The organism is Streptomyces justiciae (assembly GCF_015163075.1).
GTDB classification, from domain to species: domain Bacteria; phylum Actinomycetota; class Actinomycetes; order Streptomycetales; family Streptomycetaceae; genus Streptomyces; species Streptomyces justiciae.
On sequence record NZ_JADDXU010000016.1, the window covers coordinates 152,701 to 170,396 of the forward strand.

Consider the following 17,696-nt stretch of genomic DNA (forward strand, 5'->3'; position numbering starts at 1 on the left):
ATCATGTCCACGCGTACGAGCGCGAAGCACCACCCGCACGACGACGCCCCCGACACCGCGGACGCCTTCCGCCGACTGGCCGGACTGCCCGACGGTCCCGAGCGCGACACCCTGCGCGGCGAGATCATCGAGGCCTGGCTGCCCATGGCCGACCGGCTCGCGGGACGGTTCCGCAGCCGCGGCGAGAGCTTCGAGGACCTGCGCCAGGTCGCGGCCCTCGGCCTGGTCAAGGCCGTCGACCGCTACGACCCCGAGCGCGGCAACGCCTTCGAGAGCTACGCCGTGCCCACCATCACCGGCGAGATCAAACGGCACTTCCGCGACCACATGTGGACGCTGCACGTGCCACGCCGGGTGCAGGACCTGAGGAACCGGGTCCGGTTCGCGAGCCAGGACCTCTCCCAGACCATCCCCGGGCGCCGGCCCACCGTCGCGGAGATCGCCGAGCACGCGCGGATGAGCGAGGAGGACGTGCTCGTCGGGCTCGAGGCGCTGGAGAGCTTCACCGCGCTGTCGCTGGACGCGGAGCTGCCCGGCAGCGAGGACGGGTACTCGCTGAGTGACGCGCTGGGGTCGCCGGACCCGGCGCTGGAGACGGTGGTGGACCGGGAGTCGGTCGCGCCTCGGCTCGCCGCGCTGCCTGAGCGGGAGCGGGCGATCTTGTACATGCGGTTCTTCGGGGACATGACGCAGAGTCGGATCGCCGAGCAGTTGGGGATCTCGCAGATGCATGTGTCTCGGCTGATCAGCCGGTGTTGCGGGAAGGTGCGGGAGCAGGTTTTGAAGGACGCGGCTTGACCGTGGGGGTGCGGGTTCGAGGGCGGGTGCGGGTTCGTTGTGGCTGGTCGCGCAGTTCCCCGCGCCCCTTAGCGGCGTTCACCCGGGCGGCGTCAAACTGTCCCGCTAATGGGGCTTCCGCGCGCGCGTCCTTCGCTTGTGCGGGCTGTGATGGGTGCAGTGACTTGTCCGCGGTCTAAGGAGCCCCCCTCATGCGCCGCATCGTGCGTGCCCTGTCCGTCGTCGTTGTGGCGGGTGCCGCTTTCGGCGGTGTCGTGCCCGTCGCGTTCGCGGAACCGGCCGCCGAGGTCAGCCCCGCCACCGCCGAGCCCGGTGGGAGTGTCACCGTCTCGGTCTCCTGCGAGGCGGTCGGCGGTGCCGCGCCCGCCACCATCGAGGCCGCGTCCCAGGCCTTCGACGAAGGGGCCGTGCAGTTGCAGCGCGTGCCCGGGAACGACGAGGCCGCGGCCGGGGCCGCCTACCGGGGGACCGCGCGGATCGCGTCCGCGGGGGAGTACGGGGACGACTCGGCGTGGACCGTCGACGGGACGTGTCCGGCGGCGGCCGGGGCGCAGGGGAAGCCGTGGAGCGCGACCTTCGACGTGAGCGGTGGCAGCGGCGGCGGGCACAGCTGCACCGAGCCGCGGGCCGAGCCGTGCGCCAGTACCAGCGCGCCGGTCCAGCGGGGTGTGCACGCCGGTACCGGCGGGGCCTTCACCGACTCCGTGCCGGCGCTGGTCGCGGGCGGTGTGCTCATCGCGGGCGCCCTCGGTGGCGCCGTGTACCGGGTGCGCCGCAGGGCGCCCCGCGGGGAGGCCTGAGCCGGCCTCGCAGGGCCGGTGTGACCGGAGCAACCCGAGCGGGTCCCCATCGGCATGCGCCACCCTGGGTACGCGGAACCCGGGGGCGCACGCCCCCGCCGTACCCGCCGAAAGGACAGCACCCCCACGGCCCCGCGACACAGCAGCTCACCCGGAGGTACGGATGCGGCGCACGGACCCCGAAGGCCAAGGCCCGGTCCGCTACGGCCCGCCGTCGCCGGACGACGGGCTGCCCGTGCTGCCCGAGCTGTCGGCCGTGCTCGCCGCGGCGGCGGCCAGGGGCGGCAGCGAACCCGTCGGGGGCGGCCCCGGGCTGCTGGACGCCGCGTGCGGCTACTGGGCCCGGCGTGGACTGTCCGCCGGGCCCGAGCGTGTCGTGGCGGCCCCCGGCGCCCCCTCCCTGCTGGTCGCGCTGACCGCTGCCCTCGGCGGCGACGTCCTGGTGCCCCGGCCGTGCGCGGCCTGGTGGGCGCCGTACGCACGCCTGTTGGGAAGACCCGTCTTCCACGTGGCGACACCGGCGGAGTGCGGCGGTGTCCCGGACCCGTACGCCCTGCTGGAGACCGTGCGCCGGGTGCGGGACGAGGGCGGTGACCCACGGCTGCTCGTGCTGTCCGTGGCCGACGACCCCACCGCCACCGTGGCGCCGCCCGAGGTGCTGCACGAGGCCGTGGAGGCCGCCGCCGACGAAGGCCTGCACCTGATCAGCGACGAGACCTGGCGCGACACCGTGCACGCACCGCACGACACCATGTGGCTGAGCCCCGCCGAGATGCTGCCCGACCGGGTCACCGTCGTCACCGACCTGGCCGGCGCCCTGCTGCCGCCGGGGTGGCCCGCCGCGATCGCCCGCTTCCCCGAAGGGGACGTCGGTGACGGCCTCCACGCGCGCGTGCTCGACGTGCTCACCGCCCTCGGCGCCCGGGTGGCCGCCCCGGTGGCCGCCGCGGCCTGCTACGCGCTGCCGGAGCCCGCGCCGGTCACCGACCGCGTCGCCGCCACCGTACGCCTGCACGCGCGCGTGGCCGCCGCCGCGCACACCGCCGTCGTCTCGGCCGGCGCCCTGGCCCGGCCCCCGCAGGCCGGCCGCCATCTCTACGTCGACCTGGGCCCGCTGCGCTCCGCGCTCGGCGCGCACGGCGTCGGCGACGCACAGGACCTGGAGGAGTTCCTCACCGCCCGGCTCGGGATGCCGGCTCCCGGCGGCCATCGCTTCGGCGACGACCTGGGGGCGCTGCGGGTGCGGTTGTCGACCGGGGCGTTGCTCGCCGGGACGGACGGGGAACTCGAGGAATGCCTCAGTTCGACCACACCGTTGGAACTGCCACACGTGCACCGTGCGTTGATCACTTTGAAGTCGGTCTTCGACGATCTCCGCGACGACGCTCAGCGATGGGAGCCTCCTCGATGACGCAGCAGTCCACGAGCACGGCCGGTGCGAGCGCAGCCGGTTCCAGCACGACCGTCCGGGAAACCGACGCTCCGACGGCCGCATCCTCCTTCGCACCGCCCTTCCCGCCGCTCGCCGAACCCCGCCCCCTCGGCGAGCGCCGGGTCTGGCCGCGGACCTTCCACGACCGGCTCACCGCCCCGCTTCCCGGCCTCAAGGCCATGGCCCGGTTCGCCCGCGAGGGCTCCGTGCGGCCCGGCCGCGAGGGTCTCGCCGACATCCCGAAGCTGCCGTTCGAACCCGGGCCGCTGCCCCGCGTGGACGCCCGCACCGTCGCCGTCTCCTGGGCGGGGCACGCCAGTTGGGTCGTCCGGATCGGCGGCCTGACCGTCCTCACCGACCCTGTCTGGTCCCGTCGTATCCTCGGCACCCCGGCGCGGATCACCCCGGTCGGCATCGCCTGGAGCGCGCTGCCGCGCGTGGACGCCGTCGTCATCAGCCACAACCACTACGACCATCTGGACGCCCCCACCCTGCGCCGACTCCCGCGCGACACCCCGGTGTTCGTGCCCGCGGGGCTCGCCGGCTGGTTCCGGCGCCGCCGGTTCACCCAGGTCACCGAGCTCGACTGGTGGGAGGCGGCCGAACTGGACGGCGTCCGCTTCGACTTCGTCCCCGCCCACCACTGGTCCAAGCGCACCCTCACCGACACCTGCCGCAGCCTGTGGGGCGGTTGGGTCCTCACGGCGCCGGACGGCCAACGGGTCCATTTCGCCGGCGACACCGGGTACGGCCACTGGTTCTCCCGCATCGGCCGCCGCTACCCGGGCATCGACCTGACCCTGCTGCCCATCGGTGCCTACGACCCCCGCTGGTGGCTCAGCGACGTGCACTGCGACCCGGAGGAGGCGGTGCGGGCGGCCCAGGATCTGGGGGCGCGGCGGATGGCCCCCATGCACTGGGGCACGTTCGTGCTGTCGGCGGAGCCGGTGCTGGAGCCGCTGACGCGGGTGCGGGCGGCCTGGGAGAAGGCGGGGTTGGCACGGGAGGACCTGTGGGATCTGCCGGTGGGCGGCTCGCGGGTGCTGGACCGGGCCTGAGTCGTATATCGGTGGCCGCGCGGGCTTTGTGATCGCTAGCCTCGCCCGCCATGAAAAGGCGACAGCGCAAGAAGCTCTCCCGTCAGCTCTTCGAGGCGACCCTGGCGGGGGACGCGGTCCGCGTGCGGGCGCTGCTGAAGCGGGGAGCGGACCCGGAGCGGCCGTACGACGACGGCGCCACCCCGCTTTATCTGGCGTCCGTGCAGGGGGAGGCCGGGGTCGCGCGCGTGCTGCTGCGGGCCGGGGCCGCCCCCGACACGGAGAGCGCGGGCGACGGCTCGCAGGGCCTGCCGTTGTGCGCGGCCGCCTGCTGGGGCCACCTCGAGACCGTACGAGAACTGCTGGCGCACGGTGCCGACCCGAACCTGCGTGAGGACCATGGGACGGGTTGGTCACCTCTCGACTGGGCGCACCACGGCCCGCATCCCGCGACCGCCGAACTCCTCATCGCCGCCGGAGCCCGATGACCTCAGGCCTTCGCCGTCCTGCGCACCCGGCGCCACACACTCGGCGCCGCGCTGACCGCGACCGTCAGCACGATCGCCGCCACCACACCCTCCCAGGGCTCGTCGAACAGCGACCCGCCCAGAATCCCGATCAGCTGGTACGTCACCGCCCACGCCAGACACGCCGGCAGATTGCCCCGCGCGAACCTCCGCAGCGGCCACTTCGCCATCAGGCACGCCAGCATCACCGGAATCCGCCCCGCCGGCACCATCCGGGACAGCACCAGCACCGCCACCCCGTGCTCGGCCAGCTTCTCCTGCGCCTGCGTCAGCCGGTCCTCCGGCGCCCGGGACCGGATCGCCTCCAGCCACCGCGACCCGTTCTTCGACCCCATCCCACGCCGCCCCAGCCAGTACAGCGCGATGTCCCCCAGGAACGCCGCCAGCGAAGCGGTCACGAACACCAACGCCAGCGCGAACGGCGCCGTCTGATGGAACGCCACCACGGCCGCCGAACTCACCAGCGCCCCCGTCGGCACCACCGGCACCAGCGCCCCGATCAGCACCAGCAGGAACAGCGACGGATACCCGAGCGCCTGCTGCGTCGACTCCGGCGGCACGCTCCGGGCGGCCGCCGCCAGCCACGTCACCGTCACTGGGCCACCTCCGGGCGCACGCTCTCCCCGTGCTCCAGCAGATGCACCGCCACACCGGGCGCACGCTCGGCCGCGAGCCGCACGAACTCGGCGCCGGGAGCATGGAATTCATGGGGGCGCACGGCGTCCATCCCGATCGGCCAGTACGTGCCGTAGTGCACCGGCACCGCGCTGACCGGGTCCAGCCGGGCCAGCGCCTCCGCGGCGCGCCCCGCGTCCAGGTGCCCCTCACCCAGGTACGGGCCCCAGCCGCCCACCGGCAGCAGCGCCACGTCGACCGGCCCGACCTCCTTGGCCATGTCGTCGAACAGTCCGGTGTCCCCGGCGAAGTAGGTGCGCGCCTCGCCCTCGACGACATAGCCGAGCGCGGGGGAGCGATGCGGTCCGACCGGCAGCCGCCGCCCGTCGTGCCGGGCCGGAACCGTCCGTACGACCACGTCCCCGATCACCGTCTCGTCGCCCGGCGCCACCTCGCTGACCTGGAGATGGGCGAGCCGGCGGAGCCCGGGCACCGCACGAGGTGCGCCCCGGGGCACGAGCAGGCGCGTGCCCGGGGCCAGTCGCTCCAACGACGGAATGTGCAGATGATCGGAGTGCAGATGGGAGACGAGCGCCACGTCCGCGCGCCAGGCGCCGGGCGGCGGCACCGCGCCCCGACGGCGGCGCAGATGGGCGAGACGGCGGGCGAACAGCGGGTCGGTCAGCACACGCACGTCCGAGTCCTCGAGCGTGCAGGTGGCGTGCCCCCACCAGGTGATCTCCACCGGCACCTCTTTGCCTCCTTCGCGCGACTCCCCGAAGCCTACGGGCAGGAGTAGGGTCGGCGGCGAAACCCGGAGGTGAGGGGGACGCCATGGGACCGGTCCGCGTCACGGCGATCGCGAGTCTGACGCCGCTGGAGGAGCTGGAGGCCGACCCCTTCCTGGTGGACTCCCGCAGCCAGCACGCCATGTGCGCCCGCTGGGCCGCCGAGCGGGGCTACACCGTCAGCCGGGAACTCCTCGTGCGCGGCCTGCGCCCCGACCACTGCGTACTCTGGGACGGGGTCCGCCCGGAGACCGACCTCTTCGTCGCGCCCAGCCGCCGGGTCCTGGACAGCGCCCTGTCCTCCACCGAGGAGTTCCTCGCCGAGTGCGCCCGCCGCGGGGTGCGGGTGGAGACGGTGGGGTCGGCGGAACCGTCGTACGACGCCCAGATGAAGGCCAGCATCCACCGCCGGCTGTCGATGCCGACGGCCGGGTACGACGGCCGCTGACCGCTCCGGGAAGACTCCGGGGAACCTCCGTCCGTTGTGACAGGGTGGGTGCAGGCCCGCACCGACGACGGGCCGGGGACGTGAGGTGTGCGGGGCGTGCGAGGCGGGCGTTGGCGGCGGGTCGCCAGTCAGGCAGGGCGGAGCGTCACGGTGTGGGCGGTCTCCACGATCACCATGCTCGTCCTCGCCGGCATCCTGCCCGACTTCCAGCTCCGGTCCGCGGACGGCGACAGCGCCACCGACATCGCGGTCACCGCGGCACTCGGCGCGGGCGCCTTCGGTGTCCTGTCGGCGCTGGTCTGGCCGCTCCTCGTACGCCTGCTACTGCTCGTGCCCGCCCTGGTGCTCGGGCTGCTGGTCTTCGTCCTCAACGGCTTCCTGCTCCTGCTGGCACTGCGGCTGAACCCGACCGAGCGGGGTGCGGCGGCGTGGGAGACCGCGGTCGTGGTCGCCGCCGTGATGTCGGCCGTGGCCTCCGCGACCGGCGCCGCCCTCGCCGTGCGGGACGACGACGCCTACCGGCGCCGCCTCTACCGGCTCGCCGACCGCCGCCGAAGAGGCGGCCCGGCCGCGCCCTCTGCCCCGGGGATGGTCTTCCTCCAGCTGGACGGCGTCGGCTACGACGTCCTGCGGGTCGCCGTCGGTACGGGCGTGATGCCGACCCTCGCCCGCTGGCTGGACGGCGGCACCCACCGGCTCACCCCGTGGCGCACCGACTGGTCCAGCCAGACCGGCGCCAGCCAGCTCGGCATCCTGCACGGCAGCAACGAGGACGTGCCGGCGTTCCGCTGGTACGAGAAGGACAGCCGGGAGGTGATGGTCTGCAACCGCCCCACCAGCGCCGCCGAGCTCCAGCGCCGGGCGGTCGAGCGCACCGGTGACGGCGGGCTGCTCAGCGCCGACGGGGCCAGCCGCGGCAACCTCTTCAGCGGCGGCGCCGACGAGCAGGCGCTCGTGCTGTCCATCGCCACCCGCCGCCGCAGCCGCGAGACCCGGTCCCGCGCGGGCTACTTCGCGTACTTCTCCGACCCGGCCAACGCCGTCCGCACCGCACTCTCCTTCGTCGCGGAAGTGGGGCGGGAGATCGGCCAGTCCACACGGGGCCGCGTCCACCGGACCCGGCCGCGCGTCCGACGCGGCGGGCTGTACCCCTTCATCCGCGCCTTCGCGACCGTCGTCGAACGGGACGTCGTGGTCGCCGCCGTGATGGGCGACATGCTCGCCGGACGCTCCGCCGTCTACGCCGACCTGGTCGCCTACGACGAGGTCGCCCACCACTCCGGGCCGATGAGCCGGGACGCCGAGAAGGTCCTCGAACGCCTCGACCGGTCCCTGGCGTTGATCGAGAACGTCGCCGAACACGCCCCGCGCCCCTACCGGATCGTCGTCCTGTCCGACCACGGCCAGAGCCCCGGCGAGACCTTCCAGGCCCGTTACGGCCTCACCCTCGGCGACCTGGTGCGGGCCGGCTGCGGGCTGCCCGTGCCGCGCAAGGCGCAGCGCACCCACAGCGGCGCCGAGGCCCGCGCGGCCGTGCGTGCCGCCCTGCGCCGGCCGGTCGAGGAGGGCCGCGAGCAGCACCGCCCCTCGCGGCGCAGCTCCGAGCCGCTCGTGCTGGCCTCCGGGAACCTCGGGCTGGTCTCCTTCCCGGACGTGCCGCACCGGATGAGCAAGGAGGAGATCGACGCCCGCCACCCGGCGCTGCTGACGACGCTCGCCAACCATCCCGGCATCGGCTTCCTCCTCGTGCGCAGCGAGGAGCACGGCGGGGTGGTGCTCGGGCCGTTCGGCACGGAGATCCCGGTCGACCGACTGGACGAGAACCCGGGCCCGTTGGCCGCGTTCGGGCCGGGCGCCGCCGACGCCGTACGCCGTACGCACGGCTTCGCGCACACCGCCGACATCATGGTCAACTCCTGGTACGACCCGGGCGAGGGCGAGGTCCTGGCCTTCGAGGAGCAGATCGGCTCGCACGGCGGCCTGGGCGGGGCGCAGGGGCGGCCGTTCCTGCTGTCGCCGGTCGCCCTCTCCGCACCGGTCGCGGACGAGGAGGAACTCGTCGGCGCCGAACACGTCCACCGCGTCCTGCGCCGGTGGCTGAGCGAATCGGACGGCCCCCAGGTGCCGCTGCCGGAACGTCAGGACGAACAGCGGGCGGCATAGGCGGGTGCGGTGCGCCGGAGTGTGATCGGATGGGGTCCACACCCCGGAACCGGGACCACATGAAAGGAATGACCGTGGCTACCACGCGCTCCGCACACACCGTCTGGGAAGGCAACCTGCTCGAGGGCAACGGAGTCGTCTCCTTCGACTCCTCCGGCGCCATCGCCCAGCAGCCGGTGACGTGGGCTTCCCGCGCCCAGGAGGCGAACGGCAAGACCAGCCCCGAAGAGCTGATCGCGGCCGCCCACTCCAGCTGCTTCTCCATGGCGTTCTCGCACGCCCTCGCGGGGGCCGGCACCCCGCCCACCAAGCTCACCACCTCCGCCGACGTCACCTTCCAGCCGGGCGAGGGCATCACCGGCATCCACCTCACCGTCGAGGGCACCGTCCCTGGCATCGACGAGGACGCCTTCGTCGCCGCGGCCGAGGAGGCCAAGGTGAACTGCCCGGTCAGCCAGGCGCTGAAGGCCGTGCCGATCACCCTGTCGGCGAAGCTCGCCTGACAGCCGTACGTCCCCGGATGCCGCGTCCCCCAGGGGGGCGCGGCATCCGCCATGTCGGGGTACCCGGCTTTCGGGGTACGCGGCATTGACAACAGCCCACTCAAGTTTTGTGCTGGAGTCCGGGAAGTGCCCTGGCGGAAGGGGACAGCGATGGGACGCGCGGTCGGGATCGATCTGGGGACCACGAACTCCGTGGTGGCCGTCCTGGAGGGCGGCGACCCCACGGTCGTCGCCAATGCGGAGGGGGCCAGGACCACACCGTCGGTCGTGGCCTTCGCCAAGAACGGAGAGGTGCTCGTCGGGGAGGTCGCCAAGCGGCAGGCCGTGACGAACGTGGAGCGGACGGCCCGGTCCGTGAAGCGGTACATGGGCGACGGCGGCTGGCGCTTCCCGGAGCAGGGGTCGGTCGACGGCACCCGCTACCGGGCGCAGGAGCTGTCGGCGCGGGTGCTCCAGAAGCTGAAGCGGGACGCCGAGTCCTACCTCGGCGAGGACGTCACCGACGCGGTGATCACCGTCCCGGCGTACTTCGACGACGCCCAGCGGCAGGCCACCAAGGAGGCCGGGGAGATCGCGGGCCTGAAGGTGCTGCGGATCATCAACGAGCCGACCGCCGCCGCCCTCGCCTACGGCCTGGACCGCGGCGAGGAGCAGACCGTCCTCGTCTTCGACCTCGGCGGCGGCACCTTCGACGTGTCCCTCCTGGAGATCGGTGACGGTGTCATCGAGGTCAAGGCGACCAACGGCGACACGCATCTCGGCGGCGACGACTGGGACCAGCGGGTGGTCGAGCACCTGGTGAAGAAGTTCCAGGGGCAGTACGGCATCGACCTCGGCAAGGACAAGATGGCGCTGCAACGCCTGCGCGAGGGCGCCGAGAAGGCCAAGATCGAGCTGTCCAGCTCCTCGGAGACCACGATCAACCTCCCCTACATCACCGCCTCCGCCGAAGGCCCGCTGCACCTCGACGAGAAACTGACGCGCGCTCAGTTCCAGGAGCTCACCGCCGACCTGCTCGACCGCTGCAAGACCCCCTTCCACCAGGCCGTCAAGGACGCCGGCATCAAGCTCGCCGCGGTCGACCACGTCATCCTCGTCGGCGGCTCGACCCGGATGCCCGCCGTCACCGACCTCGTCAAGGAACTCACCGGCAAGGACCCGCACAAGGGCGTCAACCCGGACGAGGTCGTCGCCCTCGGCGCCGCGCTCCAGGCGGGTGTCGTCCGCGGTGACGTCAAGGACGTCCTGCTCCTCGACGTCACCCCGCTGTCCCTGGGCATCGAGACCAAGGGCGGCATCATGACGAAGCTCATCGAGCGCAACACCACGATCCCGACCCGGCGTTCGGAGATCTTCACCACCGCCACCGACAACCAGCCCTCGGTCGGCATCCAGGTCTACCAGGGCGAACGCGAGATCGCCGCCTACAACAAGAAGCTCGGCGTCTTCGACCTCACCGGCCTGCCGCCCGCACCCCGCGGTGTCCCGCAGATCGAGGTCGCCTTCGACATCGACGCCAACGGGATCATGCACGTCTCCGCGAAGGACCTCGCGACCGGCCGCGAGCAGAAGATGACCGTCACCGGCGGCTCGGCGCTGCCCAAGGACGACATCGACCGCATGATGCGGGACGCCGAACAGTACGCGGAGGAGGACCGCAAACGTCGGGAGGCGGCCGAGACCCGCAACCAGGCCGAGCAACTCGTCTACCAGACCGAGAAGTTCCTCCGCGAGAACGACGAACGCGTCCCCGCCGAGACCAAGTCGGAGGTGGAGACGGCGATCGCGGAACTGAAGACACTCCTGGAGCAGAACGCCGACACGGCCGCCCTGCGCAACGGCGTCGAGAACCTCGCGACCGTCAGCCAGCGGGTGGGCCAGGCGATGTACGCGCAGGCCCAGCAGTCGGAGCCGCAAGGCACCGAACAGCAGACCACCACGCCCCCTGAGGAGGAGGGCGTGGTGGACGCGGAGATCGTCGACGAGGACCGGGAGCAGAAGGGCGGGGCCGCTTAGGACTTCGCGCGCTCCCAGCCCCGCCGTTCCGGACGCGGCCCCAGTCTCCTGGGGTCGCGTGCCCGGTAGACGACGTAGGGCCGGAACAGGTACTGCACCGGCGCGCTGAACATATGGACCAGCCTGCTGTACGGCACGAACGCGATCAGCGCCATGCCGATCACCGCGTGGACCTGGTACAGCACCGGCACCCCGTGCATGCGGTCGATGTCCGGTTGGAGGGTGAACAGGCTGCGCGCCCAAGGGGCGATGGACTCGCGGTAGTTGTAGCCGTCGCCGGTGGCGTGGCTCAGTTTGGCGATCATGCCCAGCGCGATCGCGCCGAGCAGCACCAGGTACATGAGCTTGTCGTTGGCGGTGGTCGCGCGGAAGACGGGGGCCCGGGTCCGGCGGCGGTAGACCAGCAGCACGATCCCGGCGACGGTGAGGACGCCGGCCGCGGTGCCGCCGTAGAGCGAGAACAGGTGGTACGTGTGCTCGCTGATCCCCAGCTTGTCCGTCCACGACATCGGGATGAACAGCCCGACGACGTGCCCGACCAGCACGAAGAGGATGCCGTAGTGGAAGGCGGGCGAGGCGATGTTCAGCAGCTTCGACTCGTAGACCTGCGAACTGCGGGTCGTCCAGCCGAACTTGTCGTAGCGGTAGCGCCAGACGAGTCCGGCGACGAGCAGGGCGATGGCGACGTACGGCAGCACGCCCCAGAGGAGTGTGGTCATCAGCGCACCCCGGTACAGGTCGGCAGTGTGGCGCATACGGCGTCCAGGACGGACGCGTACGGGGTTCCGAAGGCGGTCAGTCGGGAGCGCAACTGCTCCAGGCCGTCCCGGTGTTCGGTGAGCAGGTCGGTGTTGCCGGTGCGGGACGCGAACTCCAGCACCGCGGGCAGGAAGTCGGGCAACTCCTCGCCGGTGAACTCCAGGCCCGCCGCCCGGTAGACGTCCTTGAAGCGGACCAGCGACATCCCGCGCCGCCGGGTGTCCCCGTCCTGCCACCAACTCAGGTACAGGCTGTGCCGGTTCTTGAAGTCGAAGACCTGGACGTAGTGCGCGGCCAGCTCCTGCGGCGCGGTCACCGCCGCGTGATCGACGAACTCCCGCAGTTGCGGGGCCGCTTCGCGCAGCAGCGGCAGCCGGGCGCGGAAGTCGTCGTCGGGGTACGTCAGACAGAGCGCTGCTGCCTGGTACAGCACGGCGTACGACGGCATCAGACCTCCTCGGCGTCGGCGGGGTCGTCGGACGTCTGGCGGCGGCGCAGCCCGTGGAAGTTCTCCACGGACACCACCGGCAGCAGCTTGCGCTGCCCGGAGTCCTGGCCGAACGGCCCGTCGCCGTCCATGCCGGGCCCGCCCTCGTACTCGAGGCTGCAACCTTCCGGGAGCGCCGACTCCTCCAGGCGGCGGGCGTCGCCCACGGCGGCGGTCGGGATCACGTATCGGTCGTCGTACTTGGCGATGGCCAGCAGCCGGTACATCTCCTCGATCTCCGCGGGCTTCATGCCGACCGCCTCGGTGACGGCCGGGTCGGGGTCCTCGCCGAGGTTGATCGCCCGCATGTGGGCGCGCATCGCGGCGAGCTTCTCCAGGGAGCCCCGCACGGGCGCGGTGTCGCCCGCGGTGAACACCTCCGCGAGGTACTCCAGCGGGATGCGGAGCGTGTCGATCGCGCCGAAGAGGTTCTCGGCGTCCTCGCCGTCGTGCCCGGTCTCGGTGAGCGCGTCCACGACCGGCGACAGCGGCGGGATGTACCAGACCATCGGCATCGTGCGGTACTCGGGATGCAGCGGCAGCGCCACCTTGTACTTGCTGATCAGCGCGCGCACGGGGGAGCGGCGGGCCGCCTCCATCCAGTCGTACGAGATCCCCGCCTCCTCGGCGGCCCGCTGCACGGCCGGATCGTCCGGGTCGAGGAAGACACCCAACTGGGCCTCGTACAGCCCCTTTTCGTCGGGCGTGGACGCCGCGGCCGTCACCTTGTCGGCGTCGTAGAGGATCACGCCGAGATAGCGCAGACGGCCCACGCAGGTCTCCGAGCAGACTGTCGGCAGGCCCACCTCGACGCGCGGGTAGCACATCGTGCACTTCTCGGCCTTGCCGGTGCGGTGGTTGAAGTAGACCTTCTTGTACGGGCAGCCGGTCACGCACATCCGCCAGCCCCGGCAGTGGTCCTGGTCGACCAGGACGATGCCGTCCTCCGCCCGCTTGTACATCGCGCCGGACGGGCACGAGGCGACGCAGGACGGGTTGAGGCAGTGCTCGCAGATGCGCGGCAGATAGAACATGAAGGTCTGCTCGAACTCGAACTTCACCTTCTCCGCCGCCTGTTGACGGGCGCGCTCGACCATCGGGTCGAGGTCGCCGTAGGCGGGGGCGCCCGCGAGGTTGTCGTCCCAGTTCGACGACCACTCGATCTTCATCGGCTTGCCGTCGATCTGCGACACCGGCCGGGCCACCGGGAAGTCGTCGCCGAGCGGGGCGTCGGTGAGGTTCTTGTAGTCGTAGGTCCAGGGCTCGTAGTAGTCCTTGATCTCCGGGAGCTTGGGGTTGGAGAAGATGCCGAGGAGTTTGTGGAAGCGCCCGCCGCCTTTGAGCTTCAGCGCGCCCCGTTTGTTGAGCTCCCAGCCGCCGCGCCACTTCTCCTGGTCCTCGTAGCGGCGCGGATAGCCCTGTCCCGGGCGGGTCTCGACGTTGTTGAACCAGACGTACTCCATGCCCTGCCGGTTGGTCCATGCCTGCTTGCAGGTGACGGAACAGGTGTGGCAGCCGATGCACTTGTCGAGGTTCATGACCATCGCGATCTGAGCCATCACTCGCATGTCAGTACTCGACCTCCTGGCTGCGGCGGCGGATGACCGTCACCTCGTCGCGCTGGTTGCCCGTGGGGCCCAGGTAGTTGAACGCCCAGCTCAACTGGGCGTAGCCGCCGATGAGATGGGACGGCTTGAGGATCAGCCGGGTCAGCGAGTTGTGGATGCCGCCGCGCTTGCCGGTGGCCTCCGTCGTCGGCACGTTGACCGTGCGTTCCTGGGCGTGGTGCATGTAGACCGTGCCGGCCGGCATGCGGTGCGAGACGACCGCGCGGGCCACGACCACGCCGTTGCGATTGACCGCCTCGATCCAGTCGTCGTCCTTGACGCCGATGGCGTCCGCGTCCTGCGGGGCCATCCAGATGGACTGGCCGCCGCGGGAGAGGGCCAGCATGAACAGGTTGTCCTGGTACTCGGAGTGGATGGACCACTTGTTGTGCGGCGTGAGGTAACGGACCGTCACTTCCCGCTGTCCGTCCGGGCCGAGCTGCGGTTCGCCGAACAGCTTGTTCATGTCCAGCGGCGGCCGGTAGACCGGGAGCGCCTCGCCCAGTTCGTGGATCCAGTCGTGGTCCAGGAAGAAGTGCTGGCGGCCGGTCAGGGTGTGCCAGGGCTTGAGGTGCTCGGTGTTGAGGGTGAACGCCGTGTACCTGCGGCCGCCGGACTCGCTGCCCGACCACTCCGGTGACGTGATGACCGGGACGGGCGCCGCCTGGGTGTCGGCGTAGGTGATCCGCTTGCCCTCGTGCTCGGCGGCCAGGTGGGCCATCTCCTGCCCGGTGCGCGCCTCCAGGGTGTGGAAGCCCTGGGTGGCGAGGCGGCCGTTGGTGGTGCCGGACAGGGCGAGGATGGTGTTCGCGGCCTTCACGGCGGTGTCGATCGAGGGGCGGCCCTCGTAGCCGGTGCCGTTCAACTCGGCCAGGTGCCGCACCTCTTCGTCCGGCTTGAGGGCGATGCCCTTGCAGGGCAGGCCCAGCTTCTCGACCAGTGGGCCGAGCGCCCGGAACTTGGCGCCGATCGCGGTGTAGTCGCGTTCGACGACCGTGAGGTTCGGCATCGTCTTCCCGGGGACCGGATCGCACTCGCCGCGCTTCCAGTCCAGGACCACCCCGCCGGGCTGGGCGGTCTCGCCCGGGGTGTCGTGCTGGAGCGGCGACGCCACCAGGTCCTTGCGGGTGCCCAGATGCAGGACCGCCATCTCGCTGAGCCGGTCGGCCAGCGCCTTGAAGGTGTCGAAGTCGGTGCGGGCCTGCCAGGGCGGGTCCACGGCCGGGGTGAAGGAGTGCACGTAGGGGTGCATGTCGGTGGACGACAGGTCGTGCTTCTCGTACCAGGTCGCCGCCGGCAGGACGACGTCCGACAGCAGGGTCGACGACGTCTGCCGGAAGTCCAGCGACAGCAGCAGGTCGAGCTTGCCCTCGGGGGCCTCCTCCCGCCACTTCACGTCCCGGGGCCGCTCGTGCGACTCGGCCTCGTGGGCGCTCAACGACGAGTGCGTGCCCAGCAGATGCCGGGTGAAGTACTCGGCGCCCTTCGCCGACGAGCCGAGCAGGTTGGCCCGCCACAGCGTCAGCACGCGCGGCCAGTTCTCCGGGGCGTCCGGGTCCTCGCAGGCGAAGTTCAGGGTGCCCGCGCGAAGTTCGGCCACCGCCTTGGCCACCGGGTCGCCGAAGGTCTCGCCCAGCTCCAGGGGGTTGCGGTCGAAGGTCGGGTACGACGGCATCCAGCCCGAACGCGCCGACAGGGCGAGGCAGTCGGCGCCCGTCATGCCCTTGAACCGGCCCTCGCCGAGCGGGGAGGACAGCACGTCGGCGGTGAAGTGGTCGTAGCGCCACTGGTCGGTGTTGAGGAACCAGTACGCCGTGCCGATCATCTGTCGCGGTGGACGCGACCAGTCCGACGCGGCGGCCAGCGTCGCCCAGCCGGTGACCGGGCGGCACTTCTCCTGGCCGACGTAGTGCGCCCAGCCGCCGCCGTTGCGGCCCTGGCAGCCGGTGAGTTGGAGGAGGGCCAGGAAGGCGCGGTAGATGGTCTCGGAGTGGAACCAGTGGTTGGTGCCGGCGCCCATGAGGATCATGCAGCGGCCCTTGGAGCGCTCGGCGGTGCGCGCGAACTCCCTGGCGATCTTGACGCACTTGGCGGCCGGGACGGAAGTGTGCACCTCCTGCCAGGCAGGGGTGCCGGGCGCCTCGGCGTCCTCGTAGGAGGCGGGCCAACTGCCCGGCAGATCAGGGCGCTTGATGCCGTACTGCGCCAGCAGCAGGTCGAACACGGTCGTCACCAGCGGACCGTCCGGACCGCCGAGCCGGGTCGCCGGTACGCCACGGCGTACCACGTCGCCGCGGCCCTGGCCGTGCTCGCCGCCCTCGGTGTCGAAGCGGGGGAGCAGGACCTCGACGCCGCTCGAGATGTTCTGCCCGTGCAGGGTCAACGTCGGTTCGACAGCGCCGAGTTCGAGGTTCCAGCGGCCCTTGCCCGACTCGGTCCAGCGGAAGCCCAGGGAACCGTTCGGGACGACCGCGCGGCCGCTCGCCGCATCCAGTACGACCGTCTTCCACTCCGCGCCCTCGCCTTCCTGGCCGAGGTCGGTGGCGCGCAGGAACTTCGAGGGGACGTGCGCGCCGTCCTTCTCGGTGAGGGTGACCAGGAACGGGAGGTCGGTGAACTTCTTGACGTAGTCCGTGAAGAACGGTGTCTCACGGTCGACGAAGAACTCCTTGAGGATGACGTGCCCCATCGCCAGGGCCAGCGCGCCGTCCGTGCCGGGGTGCGGGTGCAGCCATTCGTCGGCGAACTTGGCGTTGTCCGCGTAGTCGGGGGCGACCACGACCACCTTCTGGCCCCGGTAGCGGGCCTCCGCCATCCAGTGCGCGTCCGGCGTCCGCGTCACAGGGACGTTCGAGCCCCACATCATCAGATACGCGGCGTCCCACCAGTCGCCGGACTCGGGGACGTCCGTCTGGTCGCCGAAGACCTGCGGGGAGGCCACGGGGAGGTCGGCGTACCAGTCGTAGAACGACAGCATCGGGGCGCCGATCAACGAATGGAAGCGCGCTCCGGCCGCGTGCGACACCATCGACATCGCCGGGATCGGGGAGAAGCCGGCGATGCGGTCGGGGCCGTACGTCTTGATGGTGTGGACGTGCGCGGCGGCGACGATCTCGACCGCCTCGTCCCAGGTCGCGCGGACCAGGCCGCCCTTGCCGCGGGCCTGCTGGTAGCGGCGGCGGCGCTCGGGGTCGCTCTGGATGTCCGCCCAGGCCAGGACCGGGTCTCCGGTCCTCGCGAGCGCCTCGCGGTACAGCTCGAGGAGGACACCGCGGACGTACGGGTAGCGCACCCGGGTGGGGGAGTACGTGTACCAGGAGAACGCGGCGCCCCGGGGGCAGCCGCGCGGCTCGTACTCGGGGCGGTCCGGGCCGACGCTCGGGTAGTCGGTCTGCTGGGTCTCCCAGGTGATGATGCCGTCCTTGACGTACACCTTCCACCGGCAGGAACCCGTGCAGTTCACCCCGTGGGTGGAGTTCACGACCTTGTCGTGGCTCCACCGGTCCCGGTAGAAGGCGTCCGCCTCGCGCCCGCCGGTCAGCTCGATGCGGTGCAGGTCGGGTGCGGGCGTGCCGGGCCGGAAGAAACGCCCGGCCTTCAGCAGCGCCGCGCCCGGCTCGGTGGGCGGGGTCTGGGTGTCGGTCACATGCGCTCCCTTGCTTGCCCGTGCTTCCGAAGCTAGGGGCGAGGGCGGGAACGCACCTGTTCACGGCACC

General features: G+C 71.8%; 15 protein-coding genes. 9 read left to right on the forward strand and 6 right to left on the reverse strand.

Annotated features, from left to right (window positions below; genetic code table 11):
- Nucleotides 1-3: 3 nt before the first annotated feature.
- The 5 genes from IQ210_RS35555 (at nucleotide 4) to IQ210_RS35575 (ending at nucleotide 4,555) form a co-directional block, all read left to right on the forward strand.
- Nucleotides 4-798 carry an RNA polymerase sigma factor SigF gene (locus tag IQ210_RS35555; RefSeq protein ID WP_194083327.1) on the forward strand — a complete coding sequence of 265 codons (795 nt, stop codon included), beginning with the start codon at nucleotides 4-6 and terminating at the stop codon, nucleotides 796-798.
- 191 nt (nucleotides 799-989) lie between these two features.
- Entirely contained in the window at nucleotides 990-1,598 is a 609-nt protein-coding gene (locus IQ210_RS35560) for a hypothetical protein (RefSeq protein WP_194083329.1), read from the forward strand.
- A gap of 163 nt (nucleotides 1,599-1,761) precedes the next feature.
- The gene (locus tag IQ210_RS35565) at nucleotides 1,762-3,009 is read left to right on the forward strand and encodes an aminotransferase class I/II-fold pyridoxal phosphate-dependent enzyme (protein WP_194083330.1); all 1,248 of its coding nucleotides are present in this window, start codon (nucleotides 1,762-1,764) and stop codon (nucleotides 3,007-3,009) included.
- Complete coding sequence (locus IQ210_RS35570; RefSeq protein WP_194083332.1) at nucleotides 3,006-4,088, forward strand: MBL fold metallo-hydrolase; 1,083 nt, start codon at nucleotides 3,006-3,008, stop codon at nucleotides 4,086-4,088. The genes IQ210_RS35565 and IQ210_RS35570 overlap by 4 nt, the downstream gene beginning before the upstream one ends.
- A 50-nt stretch (nucleotides 4,089-4,138) precedes the next feature.
- The gene (locus IQ210_RS35575; RefSeq protein WP_194083333.1) at nucleotides 4,139-4,555 is read left to right on the forward strand and encodes an ankyrin repeat domain-containing protein; all 417 of its coding nucleotides are present in this window, start codon (nucleotides 4,139-4,141) and stop codon (nucleotides 4,553-4,555) included.
- 2 nt (nucleotides 4,556-4,557) lie between these two features.
- Here the strand turns inward: IQ210_RS35575 and IQ210_RS35580 are convergent, their stop codons facing one another.
- Together IQ210_RS35580 and IQ210_RS35585 are read right to left on the reverse strand one after the other, a co-directional pair.
- Nucleotides 4,558-5,184, reverse strand: a complete 627-nt coding sequence (locus tag IQ210_RS35580; RefSeq protein ID WP_194083408.1) for a DedA family protein — start codon at nucleotides 5,182-5,184, stop codon at nucleotides 4,558-4,560.
- 2 nt (nucleotides 5,185-5,186) lie between these two features.
- The gene (locus IQ210_RS35585; protein ID WP_194083335.1) at nucleotides 5,187-5,960 is read right to left on the reverse strand and encodes an MBL fold metallo-hydrolase; all 774 of its coding nucleotides are present in this window, start codon (nucleotides 5,958-5,960) and stop codon (nucleotides 5,187-5,189) included.
- Between the two features lie 83 nt (nucleotides 5,961-6,043).
- Between IQ210_RS35585 and IQ210_RS35590 the strand changes: the two genes are divergently transcribed.
- From IQ210_RS35590 to dnaK, 4 genes are all read left to right on the forward strand, one after another.
- On the forward strand, nucleotides 6,044-6,445 hold the full coding sequence (locus IQ210_RS35590) for a hypothetical protein (RefSeq protein WP_059195269.1): 402 nt from the start codon (nucleotides 6,044-6,046) through the stop codon (nucleotides 6,443-6,445).
- 87 nt (nucleotides 6,446-6,532) lie between these two features.
- Nucleotides 6,533-8,608, forward strand: coding sequence for a phage holin family protein (locus IQ210_RS35595; protein WP_194083336.1), 2,076 nt, complete (start codon nucleotides 6,533-6,535; stop codon nucleotides 8,606-8,608).
- 74 nt (nucleotides 8,609-8,682) lie between these two features.
- A complete protein-coding gene (locus tag IQ210_RS35600; protein WP_194083338.1) occupies nucleotides 8,683-9,111 on the forward strand; it encodes an OsmC family protein in 429 nt (142 codons plus the stop codon).
- Nucleotides 9,112-9,261: 150 nt separating this feature from the next.
- Nucleotides 9,262-11,127 (forward strand): molecular chaperone DnaK, encoded by a 1,866-nt coding sequence (gene dnaK, locus IQ210_RS35605; RefSeq protein WP_194083339.1) that lies wholly within the window; start codon nucleotides 9,262-9,264, stop codon nucleotides 11,125-11,127.
- On the opposite strand, the gene narI is transcribed toward dnaK, so the two are convergent.
- From narI to IQ210_RS35625, 4 genes are read right to left on the reverse strand one after another with little or no spacing between them, the layout of a single operon-like run.
- Nucleotides 11,124-11,846 carry a respiratory nitrate reductase subunit gamma gene (narI, locus tag IQ210_RS35610; protein WP_194083341.1) on the reverse strand — a complete coding sequence of 241 codons (723 nt, stop codon included), beginning with the start codon at nucleotides 11,844-11,846 and terminating at the stop codon, nucleotides 11,124-11,126. The two genes, dnaK and narI, sit on opposite strands and share 4 nt — an antisense overlap.
- Nucleotides 11,846-12,334, reverse strand: coding sequence for a nitrate reductase molybdenum cofactor assembly chaperone (gene narJ / locus IQ210_RS35615; protein WP_194083342.1), 489 nt, complete (start codon nucleotides 12,332-12,334; stop codon nucleotides 11,846-11,848). The genes narI and narJ overlap by 1 nt, the downstream gene beginning before the upstream one ends.
- Nucleotides 12,334-13,941 (reverse strand): nitrate reductase subunit beta, encoded by a 1,608-nt coding sequence (narH, locus tag IQ210_RS35620; RefSeq protein WP_194083343.1) that lies wholly within the window; start codon nucleotides 13,939-13,941, stop codon nucleotides 12,334-12,336. The genes narJ and narH overlap by 1 nt, the downstream gene beginning before the upstream one ends.
- A 1-nt stretch (nucleotide 13,942) precedes the next feature.
- Nucleotides 13,943-17,626, reverse strand: coding sequence for a nitrate reductase subunit alpha (locus tag IQ210_RS35625; protein ID WP_194083344.1), 3,684 nt, complete (start codon nucleotides 17,624-17,626; stop codon nucleotides 13,943-13,945).
- Nucleotides 17,627-17,696: the final 70 nt, after the last annotated feature.